A 12122-nucleotide genomic window follows, 5' to 3' on the forward strand; every position below is an offset into this window, starting at 1 on the left:
GGCCATGGCCGTCAGCCGCGCTGCGCGCCTGGCTCCGGTGGTGGACATGGCCGAACAGGCCGAGAAAACCGCCGTGCAACGGCTGGGCTATTTTCAGGGTCAGGTTAAAGTCGCAGAAAGCAAACTCGCCGACCTCAATGCCTTTCGTCTGGATTACTCGCAGCAATGGATCGTGCGCGGCAGTACCGGCGTGAGCGGGCAGTGGCTGCTGGGTTTTCAGGGCTTTCTGGCGCAACTCGACACCGCCGTCGACCAGCAGCGCCAGAGTCTGGTCTGGCACCAGAACAAGCTCGACAAGGCGCGTGAGGAATGGCAACAGGCGTTCGCCAAGGTCGAAGGTTTGCGCAAACTGGTGCAGCGTTATCGCGAAGAGGCGCAACGTCTCGAAGACAAGCGCGAGCAGAAGTTGCTCGATGAATTGTCACAGCGTTTGCCGCGACAGAATCCCTTCTAAATTGCACCGCGAAACCCTGTGGGAGCGAGCCTGCTCGCGAATGCAATCGGTCAGTTGACTCAATTGTTGACTGGCACGATGCCTTCGCGAGCAGGCTCGCTCCCACATTTGATCCGGTGTTGCACCTTGCCCATGGGTCTACCAAGTGCTAAACCTTGTACAGGTTCGTCAATGACAAGGAAGCCAGTCAATGTCAGTCGTTACAGAAGTCTCTCCGGATGGTCAAAAGCTGACGATTTCCGTCAAGGGTCGATTTGATTTTGGTCGCCATCAGGAATTTCGCGATTCCTATGAGCGGCTCGACACCAAGCCTGAATCCATTGTGGTCGACCTGAAAGAAGCCACCTACCTCGACAGCTCCGCACTGGGCATGCTGCTCCTGCTGCGCGATCACGCCGGCGGCGATAACTCGGACGTGCGAGTCGTCAACAGCAGCTCCGATGTGAAGAAGATCCTCGCCATCTCCAATTTCGACAAACTATTCGACATCACTTGACGACCATGCAGGCGCAAGAGCCGCTGACCATACTGATCGCCGAAGACAGCGCCGCCGATCGCCTGTTGCTGTCGACCATCGTCCGTCGTCAGGGCCATAACGTCTTGACGGCGGCCAACGGTGCCGAAGCGGTCGATCTGTTTCGCCGGCAGCAACCCGATCTGGTGCTGATGGACGCGATGATGCCGGTCATGGACGGCTTCGAAGCCGCGCGGCAGATCAAGGCGCTGGCGGGCGAGACGCTGGTGCCGATCATCTTCCTCACCTCGCTGACTGAAAGCGAAGCGCTGGCCCGTTGTCTGGAGGCCGGTGGCGACGACTTTCTGGCGAAGCCTTACAACCAGGTGATCCTCGCCGCCAAAATCAAGGCGATGGATCGCTTGCGCCGCTTGCAGGCAACCGTGCTGCAGCAGCGCGACCTGATCGCCAAACACCATGATTACCTGCTCAACGAACAGCGTGTGGCCAAAGCCGTTTTCGACAAAGTGGCGCATTCCGGTTGCCTGAGTGCGCCGAACATCCGCTACCTGCAATCGCCCTATGCCTTGTTCAACGGTGACCTGCTGCTGGCGGCCTACACGCCGGCAGGGGACATGCATGTGCTGTTAGGCGATTTCACTGGCCATGGCCTGCCGGCAGCCGTCGGGGCGATGCCCCTGGCCGAGGTGTTCTATGGCATGACCGCCAAGGGCTATGGCCTGGCCGAAACCCTGCGCGAGATGAATGCCAAGCTCAAGCGCATCCTGCCGGTGGACATGTTCTGTTGTGCCACGTTGCTGTGCCTGAGTTTTCAGCGGCGTTCGGTCGAAGTGTGGAACGGTGGCATGCCTGACGGTTATCTGCATCGGATTGCCACTGGCGAGCGTGTGCCGCTGGCCGCGCGGCACTTGCCGTTGGGGGTGCTGAGTGCACAGGCGTTCGATGACCGTACGGAAGTGCATCCGATGGCCGTCGGTGATCGGGTGTTTCTGTTGTCCGACGGGGTGATCGACACCAGTGACGCCAGTGATCAACTGTTCGGCGTCGAGCGTTTGCAGCAGGTGTTCGCCGCCAACCGCGAGCCGGATCGCTTGTTCGAGGATATCGAGCAGGCGCTGCGGGATTTTCGTGGCGAGGCGCGCGACGATGTCAGCATGGTCGAGGTCAGCCTGCTGGAGCCGGCGCAGGTCAAGCCGTCGGCGCCGGTGTATTCCGACAGCGGCCAGTCGTGCCCGCTCGACTGGTCGGTGAGCTTCGAGTTTTGTGGCGCCACGCTCAAGCGCTTCAATCCGTTGCCGTACCTGTTGCAGTTGCTGCTTGAGGTGCATGGGTTGCGGGCGCAGAGTGGTGCTTTGTACAGCGTGCTGGCCGAGTTGTATTCCAATGCACTGGAACATGGCGTGCTGGGGCTGGACTCCAGCCTCAAGCGCGATGCGGCGGGTTTTGCTCGCTATTATCAGCAGCGCAACGATCGGCTGGAGGCGCTGCAGGATGGCTTTGTCCGTGTGCATCTGCAGGTGCAGCCACAAGGCGAGGGCGGCCGGCTGGTGATTCGCGTTGAGGACAGCGGCAAGGGTTTTGATGTGGCGCGAGTCATGGAAAGGCCGCTGGACGGTATCCGTTTGTCGGGGCGCGGCGTCAGTCTGGTCCGGCAATTGGGGCATAACGCCAGTTGGTCGGACGAAGGTCGTAGTGCCTGCGTGGAGTTTTCCTGGGAGGTTGAGGCATAATTCGCGCAATTCTTGATCAAGGAGTGAACAAGTGACTGACACACATATTGATCGCGAGGCGCTGAGAGTACTGCGCGATGTGATGGAGGAGGGTTATCCAGAACTGCTGGATACCTTTCTGACGGATTCCGAAAGTCGCTTGGTTGATCTGCGAAAAGCGGTGGATGCCAAGGTCTTGTCGGAAGTTGCCCACAGCTTCAAGGGCAGCGCCAGCAATATGGGGGCTGTCCGTTTGGCGGCGCTCTGCCAGGAGCTGGAGTCGGAAGCCAAAAATAAGAGCCCGGCGGAAATAGTCAAACTGGTCGCTCAGATCAGTGGCGAATTTGCTGAAGTTCGCCCGGTTTATGAAAGCGAAAAACATCCTGCTCACACGCACTGATCCCGCCGTCCGGCGCTTTTTACGAGCGCCGGGCAAAACTGGCCCGGCACTTGCAGTTATCTCCGCAACTGTACCTACGATCCCAGTGCAGCGGAGACCGTTTCATGCCTGCGACCCCCAACATCCTTCTTCAGAATGCCGCTCAGGCCAAGGCGCAAGCTGCCTCGGCCAAATCGTCGGCTATGGCCGTAGACACCGGGGATAAAGCCTCAAGCTTCGCTAAAGTGTTCGCCGATCAGGGGTCGAGCAAGCCTGTCGCCACCGCTGACAATTCGCCGAAGTCGGCGCGCGACAAGGTCGCTGACAACAGCGGCAAAAAGGACATCGGCAAAGATCAGTCTGCCGCTGCACAGCCGGCGGTTGCCGATAGCGGCAACGACTTGCCTGCCGACAAAACCGCAGCGACCGATGACAGCACCGCCAGCAGCGACGACAACACAGACACCGCCCAGACGCCAGTGGTAGACGCGGCGCCGGTTGATCCGACGCTCGATCCGGCATTGGCAACCGCTGTGCAGCCGGTAGTCACGGCGCCAGTTGTGCAGACTCCGGCGGTCGTCGCGAGTGCCCAGCCTGAAGCCGAAACGCCTGCGCTTGCCGCACTGCCGGGTACGGTCAAAGATCCGGCACCGGCACCGGCCACCGACAGCGATTTCGACCCCTCGGCCGATCCGCTCGACTCGATGCCAGCCGTGCGCATGGCGATGGAGCAGGGCGGGCACATTTCCGCCGCCAGCCAGGCGCAACCGAAAGCGTCGCCGGCTCAGGCTCAGGCCGACGGTGAATTGACTTCCGCGCAAACCTTCGCCGCCGGCATGGCCAGTATGCTCGACGTGCAAGCCGACAAGGACAGCACCAGCCAGGGTGGTGACAAAGCGTTCAGCGGCTTGATCGACGATGGCCTCAAAGATCTCAAGACTGCGACCAGCGATACCCGCGTCGATGACTTCGCCAACCGTCTGGCGGCACTGACGCAGGCGGCCACGCCGAAGACAGCGAACGCGGTACCGGTGAATCAGCCGATCGCCATGCACCAGAGCGGCTGGACTGAAGAAGTGGTCAATCGCGTCATGTATCTGTCGAGTGCCAATCTGAAGGCGGCGGACATTCAGCTGCAGCCGGCTGAACTGGGGCGATTGGATATTCGCGTCAACATGGTTCCGGACCAGCAGACCCAAGTGACCTTTATGAGCGCGCATCCAAGCGTGCGAGAAGCGCTGGACGGCCAGATGCATCGCCTGCGCGAAATGTTCAACCAGCAGGGCATGGGTCAGGTCGACGTCAATGTCTCCGACCAGAACCGTGGCTGGCAGGGGCAACAAGGTCAGGAACAGGCGCAGCAGGGCCAGAGTGGTCGCACCAGCGCGGCCGGCGGACGCCTCGATTCGGCGGATGACGAATTGGCGCCTGCCGCTATTGCTGAAGTTGCTGCTCAAACCACCAGCGTGATTGGCAGCAGCGCGGTCGACTATTACGCCTGATCAAAATCAAGAGCCCCTCATCGGAACGCCGCCCGCCTAGCCCTCTCCCGGAGGGAGAGGGGACTGATTGGGGGATGCTCTTGAAGTGCGCCGACCKGATACTGCTGCTGTGAATCCATAATCGACTTGGTCTTTCAGGTCGATGTTTGACGTCCGACATCTCGGTCGGCCCCCTGAAAACCCTCACCCTAGCCCTCTCCCAGAGGGAGAGGGGACTGATTGGGGGATGCTCTTGAAGTACGCCGACCTGATACTTCTGCTGTGAATCTCCAATCGACTCGGTCTTTCAGGTCGATGTTTGGCGTCTGACATCTCGGTCGGCCCCTTGAAAACCCTCACCCTAGCCCTTCCCAGAGGGAGAGGGGACCGATTGGGGGATGCTCTTGAAGTACGCCGACCGGATACTCCTGTTGTGAATCCATAATCGACTTGGTCTTGCAGGTCGGTGTTTGACGTCTTGCACCTCGGTCGGCCCCCTGAAAACCCTCACCCTAGCCCTCTCCCGGAGGGATAGGGGACTGATTGGGGGATGCTCTTGAAGTACGCCGACCTGATACTCCTGTTGTGAATCCGTAATCGACTTGGTCTTTCAGGTCGGTGTTTGACGTCTTGCACTTCGGTCGGCCACCTGAAAACCCTCACCCTAGCCCTCTCCCGGAGGGAGAGGGGACTGATTGGGGGATGCTCTTGAAGTACGCCGGTCTGATACTTCTGCTGTRAATCTCTAATCGACTGGGTCTTTCACGTCGATGTTTAACGCAAGACACCTCGGTCGGCCCCCTCTCCCTCCGGGAGAGGGCTGGGGTGAGGGTGCCTTTGACTTTAGCGTTGTCTGCGCTACGGCCGACACTTCTGGCATAACACTTGCTCTTGCCTTGCCGTGCGACTGTGAAAACCCGATTAGTGACGGATTATTGGCATGGCGAAGAGCGAAACAGCAGCAGTGAAAGACCCCGCAACCAAAGGCAAACTCAAGCTGATCATTGTGATCGTGCTGGCGTTGCTGCTGGCCATTGGCGCGTCCGTGGGGGCGACCTGGTTCTTCATGCACAGCGCTCAGAGCAAGCCTGCCGAAGCCGCTGATGCAGCGCCTGTCGGCAAGCAGCCGGCGATTTTCGAGCCGATGGCGCCGGCCTTTGTCGCCAACTACAACCAGAACGGCCGTCAGCGCTACATGCAGGTGAGCATCACCATGCTGGCGCGTAATCAGGCTGATCTGGAAGCGCTCAAAGTGCACATGCCGGTGATCCGCAACAACCTGGTGATGCTCTTCTCCGGTCAGGATTTCGCCACCTTGGCGACCCCGGTCGGCCAGGAGATGTTGCGCCAGAAGGCCACCGCCAGCGTCCAGGAAGTGGCGCAGAAAGAGCTGGGCAAAGTGGTGATCGAACAGTTGCTTTTCACTAATTTCGTACTGCAGTAGGAACACGACATGGCCGTGCAGGATCTGCTGTCCCAGGATGAAATCGACGCGCTGTTGCATGGCGTCGACGATGGTCTGGTACAGACCGATAATGCTGCCGAACCCGGCAGTGTCAAAAGCTACGACCTGACCAGTCAGGACCGCATCGTCCGTGGACGCATGCCGACTCTGGAAATGATCAACGAGCGTTTTGCCCGCTATACCCGCATCAGCATGTTCAACATGCTGCGCCGCTCGGCGGACGTTGCCGTCGGTGGCGTGCAGGTGATGAAGTTCGGCGAATACGTGCATTCGTTGTACGTACCGACCAGCCTCAACCTGGTCAAGATCAAACCATTACGCGGCACCGCGCTGTTCATTCTTGACGCCAAACTGGTGTTCAAACTGGTGGACAACTTCTTCGGCGGCGACGGCCGTCACGCCAAGATCGAAGGGCGTGAATTCACCCCGACCGAACTGCGTGTGGTGCGCATGGTGCTGGAGCAGGCTTTCGTCGATTTGAAAGAAGCCTGGCAGGCGATCATGGAAGTCAATTTCGAGTACATCAACTCGGAAGTGAACCCGGCCATGGCCAACATCGTCGGCCCGAGCGAAGCGATCGTGGTCTCCACGTTCCACATCGAACTCGATGGCGGCGGCGGCGACCTGCACGTGACCATGCCGTACTCGATGATCGAGCCGGTGCGCGAAATGCTCGACGCCGGTTTCCAGTCCGACCTCGACGATCAGGACGAGCGCTGGGTCAACGCGCTGCGTCAGGACGTCCTCGATGTCGACGTACCCATCGGCGCTACCGTGGCGCGCCGCCAGTTGAAACTGCGCGACATCCTGCACATGCAGCCGGGTGACGTGATCCCGGTCGAAATGCCGGAAGACATGATCATGCGCGCCAACGGCGTGCCGGCCTTCAAGGTCAAGATGGGCTCGCACAAAGGCAACCTCGCGTTGCAAGTGATCGAGCCGATCGAGCGTCGCTGAAACGGCGCTCCTACCCCAAGCATTTAACTGAATTTTTGCCCGCCGAGGACAAATGATGAACGACGATATGAACGCCCAGGACGACCAGGCACTGGCTGACGAATGGGCTGCGGCCCTGGAAGAAACCGGTGATGGTCAAGCTGACATCGACGCGCTGCTGGCGGCTGACGCATCCAGCGGCTCGCGCCTGCCGATGGAAGAGTTCGGCAGCGTGCCGAAGAACAACGACCCGGTGACCCTCGACGGCCCGAACCTGGACGTGATCCTCGACATCCCGGTGTCGATTTCGATGGAAGTCGGCAGCACCGACATCAACATCCGCAACCTGCTGCAACTCAACCAGGGTTCGGTAATCGAGCTTGATCGTCTGGCCGGTGAGCCGCTGGACGTGCTGGTTAACGGCACGCTGATTGCGCACGGTGAAGTGGTGGTGGTCAACGAGAAGTTCGGCATCCGTCTGACTGACGTGATCAGCCCAAGCGAACGCATCAAGAAGCTGCGCTGAGTGAAACGGTTTCTCTGGGCTTTGCTGGCATTGCCATTGAGCGTGCTGGCCGCCGAGCCTTCAACGGCGACCACAGTGCCAGCCGCCACCGCGCCGATGGTCAACAGCGGCGTGGCTGGGCAACTGACGCAACTGGTGTTCGGCCTGTTGCTGGTGCTGGGGTTGATCTTCTTCCTCGCCTGGCTGTTGCGCCGGGTGCAGCAGGCAGGTCCGGCAGGCAAGGGCCAGGTGATCGAGCTGATCGGTTCGCGCGCGCTCGGCCCGCGTGACCGTTTGCTGCTGGTGCAGGTCGGCAACGAGCAGATTCTGCTCGGCCTCAGCCCCGGCACCATCACCGCGCTGYACGTGCTCAAAGAGCCGGTCGAGGTGCCGAACACCAGCGAGAAAGCGACCCCGGAATTTGCCCAGCATCTGCTGAAGATTCTCGGCAAGGATCAGAAGGATAAGAAGTAATGGGTGCGTTACGCATCGTCTTGACGCTGGCCCTGATGCTGGCCGCGCCGCTGGCATTCGCCGCCGATCCGTTGTCGATCCCGGCGATCACGCTAGGCACCAACGCCGATGGCGCGCAGGAGTATTCGGTCAGTCTGCAGATCCTCTTGATCATGACCGCCCTGAGCTTCATTCCGGCGGCCGTTATTCTGATGACCAGTTTCACCCGGATCATCATCGTCTTCTCGATCCTGCGTCAGGCCCTCGGCCTGCAACAGACGCCGTCGAACCAGATCCTCACCGGCATGGCGCTGTTCCTCACCATGTTCATCATGGCCCCGGTGTTCGACCGGGTGAACAACGATGCGCTGCAACCGTATCTGGCGGAAAAGCTCACCGCCCAGCAAGCGGTCGAAAAAGCTCAGGTGCCGATCAAGGACTTCATGCTCGCGCAGACCCGCACCAGCGATCTGGAGCTGTTCATGCGCCTGTCCAAGCGCACCGACATCGCCACGCCGGATCAGGCGCCGCTGACCATTCTGGTGCCGGCATTCGTCACCTCCGAGCTTAAAACCGCGTTCCAGATCGGCTTCATGATCTTCATTCCGTTCCTGATCATCGACCTGGTCGTGGCCAGTGTGCTGATGGCGATGGGTATGATGATGCTCTCGCCGCTGATCATCTCGCTGCCGTTCAAAATCATGCTGTTCGTGCTGGTCGATGGCTGGGCGCTGATCATCGGCACCCTGGCCAGCAGTTTCGGAGGTGTCTCGCCATGACGCCGGAAGTTGCGGTCGATATCTTTCGTGAAGCGTTGTGGCTGACCACCCTGATGGTCGCGATTCTGGTAGTGCCGAGCCTGTTGGTCGGCTTGCTGGTGGCGATGTTCCAGGCCGCGACCCAGATCAACGAACAGACCCTGAGCTTCCTCCCGCGTCTGCTGGTGATGCTGGTCACGTTGATCATCGGTGGTCCGTGGATCGTGCAGACCTTCATGGAATACATCATTCAGTTGTACAAAAACATCCCGATGGTCATCGGCTAAGCCATGCAATCGCTGCTTCAGCTGACCGACACCCAGATCAGTACCTGGGTGGCGTCGTTCATGTTGCCGCTATTTCGCGTCGCCTCGATGCTGATGGTCATGCCGGTGTTCGGCACGACGTTGGTGTCGCGCCGGGTGCGCCTGTATTTCGCCGTGGCCATCACCGTGTGTATTGCGCCGAGCCTGCCGCCGATGCCGGCGGTCAGCCCGCTGGATCTCAGTGGCTTGCTGCTGATAGCCGAGCAGATTCTGGTCGGTGCGGTGCTGGGGTTTTCCCTGCAACTGTTTTTCCAGGCCTTTGCCGTCGCCGGGCAGATTGTCGCGATTCAGATGGGCATGGGCTTCGCCTCGATGGTCGACCCGGCCAACGGTGTGTCGGTGGCGGTGATCGGGCAGTTCTTCACCATGCTGGTGACTTTGCTGTTCCTGTCGATGAACGGCCATCTGGTGGTCTTCGAAGTCCTCACTGAAAGCTTCACCACGCTACCGGTCGGCAGCGGTCTGATGACCGCGCATTACTGGGAACTGGCCGGCAAACTCGGCTGGGTGCTGGGCGCCGCATTGTTGCTGGTGTTGCCGGCGGTGACGGCGTTGCTGGTGGTCAACATCGCGTTTGGCGTGATGACCCGCGCGGCGCCGCAACTGAACATTTTCTCCATCGGTTTCCCGCTGACCCTGGTGCTCGGTCTGTTTATCGTCTGGGTCGGTCTGGCGGACATTCTCAATCAGTATCAGCCACTGGCCAGCGAGGCCTTGCAGCTGTTACGCGAACTGGCACGGGCGCGCTGAGTCATGGCAGAGAGCGAAAGCGGTCAGGACAAAACAGAAGACCCCACGGACAAACGCAAAAAGGATTCCCGTGAGAAGGGTGAGATTGCCCGCTCCAAAGAACTCAACACCCTGGCCGTGACCATGGCCGGTGCTGGTGCGCTGCTGGTGTTTGGCGGCATGCTGGCCGAGGACCTGATGGAGCTGATGCGCCTGAACTTCACGCTGTCGCGCGAAGTGATCATGGATCAGGGTTCCATGGGCGCGTTTCTGTTGCAGTCAGGCCAGATGGCGCTGCTGGCGATCCAGCCGATCATGATCACCCTGTTGCTGGCGGCGCTGATCGGGCCGATTTCCCTCGGCGGCTGGCTGTTCGCGGCCGGCTCCATGGCGCCCAAGTTCAGCCGGATGAACCCGGCGGCAGGCCTGAAGCGGATGTTCTCGTTCAAGGCTGTGGTCGAACTGCTCAAGGCCCTGGCCAAGTTCCTCATCACACTGGGCGTGGCGTTGGCAGTGTTGTCGGCGGACGTCGATGACTTTTTGCGGATCGCCCACGAGCCACTTGAAATGGCGATCATCCACAGCGTCACGCTGGTCGGCTGGAGCACATTGTGGCTGGCCTGCGGCCTGATCATCATCGCGGCTGTCGATGTGCCGGTGCAGCTCTGGGAAGCCCACAAGAAACTGCTGATGACCAAGCAGGAAGTGCGCGACGAGCACAAGGATCAGGAGGGTCGCCCGGAGGTCAAACAGCGCATCCGCCAGACCCAGCGCGAAATGTCTCAACGGCGCATGATGGCGGCGATTCCCGACGCCGACGTGGTCATCACCAACCCGACCCACTACGCCGTCGCGCTCAAGTACGACTCGGAGAAGGGCGGCGCACCCGTGCTGCTGGCCAAGGGCAGCGACTTCCTCGCCCTGAAAATCCGCGAAATCGCCGTAGCCAACAACGTCATGCTCCTCGAATCGCCGGGGCTGGCGCGTTCGATCTACTACTCCACCGAACTCGAGCAGGAAATTCCTGGTGGTCTGTATCTCGCGGTCGCGCAGGTCCTGGCCTACGTCTACCAGATCCGCCAGTACCGCGCCGGCAAGGGCAAGCGCCCGGATCCGCTCAAGGACGACTTGCCGATTCCGCCGGATCTGCGTCGCGACTCATGACGTTGCTGTGCAGCCATTGGTCTGAGATCTCCCTTTACTGTCAACTCTGACAGGTGCGCTTCCCGTGATTTTGCAGTTTGATGCAAGGTGGCGCCGCGAACCTGGCGCGGTCAGGCGAGCGAGTGCAAGGGAGCAAGGCAATGAAAGGTATTTTCAGCAGCTACGATGAAAAAACCGGGAGAGGCACCATCACGCCGAAGCAATCGGGACGATCCCTTTCCTTTGCCGAAGCCACGGGTTTTTTTCTCACCGCCAAAGAATACCGATTCAGCATTCCATTGCCCGATGCCCGGCAGGCGAATATCAAAGTGGGCGGCGAGGTCGAGTTCGAATTGCCCAGGAGCAAGAATGGAAAAGTGAAAATCCTTCGGTATTGAGCAAYCGWTTGCAAARCCGYTGAACGGGGCGGCGGTTTTTTATGATCGTTCCCACGCTCTGCGTGGGAATGCAGCCCGGGACGCTCCGCRTCCCTTCCAAAGCCGAACGCRGAGCGTCCGTTGAGGCATTCCCACGCAGGAGCGTGGGAACGATCAGTACCCGAACTAGTTCGGCAACTCCAGATTATCCATCACCCGATTCACCGCCAGCTCTCCCAGCATGATCAGTTGCGCAATCCCCAACAGCGTCCTGCGCTGCGACGCGGGTACGAGATGGGCAAAGTCATGGGCGATGGTTCTGGCGGAGGCGAGTGTTTCGCTGGCATCGGCCAGCAGTTCCTCGTTTTTGAAGTCGGCGGTGACGGCGTACATCCGGCGGGTCTTACGCGGTGGGGGCGTGGAGCCGGGTGGGCAGAGGTAGTGATCGAGGGCGCGTTCGGCGGCGTCGTTGAGCTTTTTTGAATCGAGGGATTCGTAGGGGGAGGCGAGATCGATTTCGGGTGGGTTGGGTGTTGGTTTGATCATGGTGAAGCTCCTTTGAAGTGGAGCCGCTACAACCTGTCGCTAAACAGGAGGGTGGCGGCTGTACGCAGGTTAGCGAACCGGTCAAAGGCACCCGGCAGACCCGAAGGTCTCCCGCATACAGCCACCATGACGAAATCGCGAAAAAACAGATCCGCAACGAAGCCTGGAACGCCGATGCACCTTTGACTTGAATTCGAGTCGCTAAACCCGATCGCTGATTCGTCAGCGACCGACCCACAATAGAACCCGCCCCCAAAGCGCACAAGCCGGCGGATTCTGGCGTAGCTGTAGGCAATGGCGCAAGAATTTGTAGCCTGGAAGGCGTGTCCTGAAGTGTCTTTTAAACACCAGAGTTTAAGAGGCGCGTTGCGCTGACTTCACTGGCC

At 60.0% G+C, this 12122-nt stretch carries 15 protein-coding genes; 14 read left to right on the top strand and 1 reads right to left on the bottom strand.

What is annotated here, in order from left to right; all coding sequences use genetic code 11:
• Window positions 1–4 precede the first annotated feature (4 nt).
• The 14 genes from fliJ to AC1DVF_RS12580 all read left to right on the top strand — a co-directional run bounded on the left by fliJ (window position 5) and on the right by AC1DVF_RS12580 (window position 11211).
• Window positions 5–454, top strand: coding sequence for a flagellar export protein FliJ (gene fliJ, locus AC1DVF_RS12515; protein WP_093439724.1), 450 nt, complete (start codon window positions 5–7; stop codon window positions 452–454).
• A 190-nt stretch (window positions 455–644) separates the two neighbouring features.
• Window positions 645–950: an STAS domain-containing protein gene (locus tag AC1DVF_RS12520; RefSeq protein ID WP_093439728.1), complete on the top strand. Its 306-nt coding sequence runs from the start codon at window positions 645–647 to the stop codon at window positions 948–950.
• A gap of 5 nt (window positions 951–955) precedes the next feature.
• Window positions 956–2659: an ATP-binding SpoIIE family protein phosphatase gene (locus AC1DVF_RS12525; protein ID WP_477782530.1), complete on the top strand. Its 1704-nt coding sequence runs from the start codon at window positions 956–958 to the stop codon at window positions 2657–2659.
• 31 nt (window positions 2660–2690) lie between these two features.
• A complete protein-coding gene (locus AC1DVF_RS12530) occupies window positions 2691–3038 on the top strand; it encodes an Hpt domain-containing protein (RefSeq protein ID WP_186624404.1) in 348 nt (115 codons plus the stop codon).
• A gap of 104 nt (window positions 3039–3142) precedes the next feature.
• The gene (locus AC1DVF_RS12535; protein ID WP_477782526.1) at window positions 3143–4519 is read left to right on the top strand and encodes a flagellar hook-length control protein FliK; all 1377 of its coding nucleotides are present in this window, start codon (window positions 3143–3145) and stop codon (window positions 4517–4519) included.
• A gap of 919 nt (window positions 4520–5438) precedes the next feature.
• On the top strand, window positions 5439–5942 hold the full coding sequence (fliL, locus tag AC1DVF_RS12540) for a flagellar basal body-associated protein FliL (protein WP_007920033.1): 504 nt from the start codon (window positions 5439–5441) through the stop codon (window positions 5940–5942).
• 9 nt (window positions 5943–5951) lie between these two features.
• Window positions 5952–6920 (top strand): flagellar motor switch protein FliM, encoded by a 969-nt coding sequence (gene fliM / locus AC1DVF_RS12545; protein ID WP_003222890.1) that lies wholly within the window; start codon window positions 5952–5954, stop codon window positions 6918–6920.
• Window positions 6921–6975: 55 nt separating this feature from the next.
• Window positions 6976–7425 (top strand): flagellar motor switch protein FliN, encoded by a 450-nt coding sequence (gene fliN / locus AC1DVF_RS12550; protein WP_008077656.1) that lies wholly within the window; start codon window positions 6976–6978, stop codon window positions 7423–7425.
• The gene (gene fliO / locus AC1DVF_RS12555) at window positions 7426–7878 is read left to right on the top strand and encodes a flagellar biosynthetic protein FliO (RefSeq protein WP_477782527.1); all 453 of its coding nucleotides are present in this window, start codon (window positions 7426–7428) and stop codon (window positions 7876–7878) included. It abuts the gene before it with no gap.
• On the top strand, window positions 7878–8636 hold the full coding sequence (gene fliP / locus AC1DVF_RS12560; RefSeq protein ID WP_003222895.1) for a flagellar type III secretion system pore protein FliP: 759 nt from the start codon (window positions 7878–7880) through the stop codon (window positions 8634–8636). Before fliO ends, fliP begins: the two co-directional genes overlap by 1 nt.
• Window positions 8633–8902: a flagellar biosynthesis protein FliQ gene (fliQ, locus tag AC1DVF_RS12565; RefSeq protein WP_038363854.1), complete on the top strand. Its 270-nt coding sequence runs from the start codon at window positions 8633–8635 to the stop codon at window positions 8900–8902. The genes fliP and fliQ overlap by 4 nt, the downstream gene beginning before the upstream one ends.
• Window positions 8903–8905: 3 nt before the next feature.
• Entirely contained in the window at window positions 8906–9691 is a 786-nt protein-coding gene (fliR, locus tag AC1DVF_RS12570; protein ID WP_477782528.1) for a flagellar biosynthetic protein FliR, read from the top strand.
• A 3-nt stretch (window positions 9692–9694) separates the two neighbouring features.
• Window positions 9695–10834, top strand: a complete 1140-nt coding sequence (flhB, locus tag AC1DVF_RS12575; protein WP_460090190.1) for a flagellar biosynthesis protein FlhB — start codon at window positions 9695–9697, stop codon at window positions 10832–10834.
• Between the two features lie 140 nt (window positions 10835–10974).
• A complete protein-coding gene (locus tag AC1DVF_RS12580) occupies window positions 10975–11211 on the top strand; it encodes a hypothetical protein (protein WP_477782529.1) in 237 nt (78 codons plus the stop codon).
• Between the two features lie 165 nt (window positions 11212–11376).
• On the opposite strand, the gene AC1DVF_RS12585 is transcribed toward AC1DVF_RS12580, so the two are convergent.
• On the bottom strand, window positions 11377–11736 hold the full coding sequence (locus AC1DVF_RS12585; protein ID WP_460090191.1) for a DUF6124 family protein: 360 nt from the start codon (window positions 11734–11736) through the stop codon (window positions 11377–11379).
• Window positions 11737–12122 lie beyond the last annotated feature (386 nt).

The organism is Pseudomonas sp. P4_D7 (genome assembly GCF_056401755.1).

Excerpts from the sequence above, each read along its gene's own strand:
- fliJ (WP_093439724.1), top strand. The coding sequence starts at position 5 with ATGGCCGTCAGCCGCGCTGCGCGCCTGGCTCCGGTGGTGGACATGGCC.
- AC1DVF_RS12520 (WP_093439728.1), top strand. The coding sequence starts at position 645 with ATGTCAGTCGTTACAGAAGTCTCTCCGGATGGTCAAAAGCTGACGATT.
- AC1DVF_RS12525 (WP_477782530.1), top strand. The coding sequence starts at position 956 with ATGCAGGCGCAAGAGCCGCTGACCATACTGATCGCCGAAGACAGCGCC.
- AC1DVF_RS12535 (WP_477782526.1), top strand. The coding sequence starts at position 3,143 with ATGCCTGCGACCCCCAACATCCTTCTTCAGAATGCCGCTCAGGCCAAG.
- fliL (WP_007920033.1), top strand. The coding sequence starts at position 5,439 with ATGGCGAAGAGCGAAACAGCAGCAGTGAAAGACCCCGCAACCAAAGGC.
- fliM (WP_003222890.1), top strand. The coding sequence starts at position 5,952 with ATGGCCGTGCAGGATCTGCTGTCCCAGGATGAAATCGACGCGCTGTTG.
- fliN (WP_008077656.1), top strand. The coding sequence starts at position 6,976 with ATGAACGACGATATGAACGCCCAGGACGACCAGGCACTGGCTGACGAA.
- fliP (WP_003222895.1), top strand. The coding sequence starts at position 7,878 with ATGGGTGCGTTACGCATCGTCTTGACGCTGGCCCTGATGCTGGCCGCG.
- fliQ (WP_038363854.1), top strand. The coding sequence starts at position 8,633 with ATGACGCCGGAAGTTGCGGTCGATATCTTTCGTGAAGCGTTGTGGCTG.
- fliR (WP_477782528.1), top strand. The coding sequence starts at position 8,906 with ATGCAATCGCTGCTTCAGCTGACCGACACCCAGATCAGTACCTGGGTG.
- flhB (WP_460090190.1), top strand. The coding sequence starts at position 9,695 with ATGGCAGAGAGCGAAAGCGGTCAGGACAAAACAGAAGACCCCACGGAC.
- AC1DVF_RS12580 (WP_477782529.1), top strand. The coding sequence starts at position 10,975 with ATGAAAGGTATTTTCAGCAGCTACGATGAAAAAACCGGGAGAGGCACC.
- AC1DVF_RS12585 (WP_460090191.1), bottom strand. The coding sequence starts at position 11,736 with ATGATCAAACCAACACCCAACCCACCCGAAATCGATCTCGCCTCCCCC.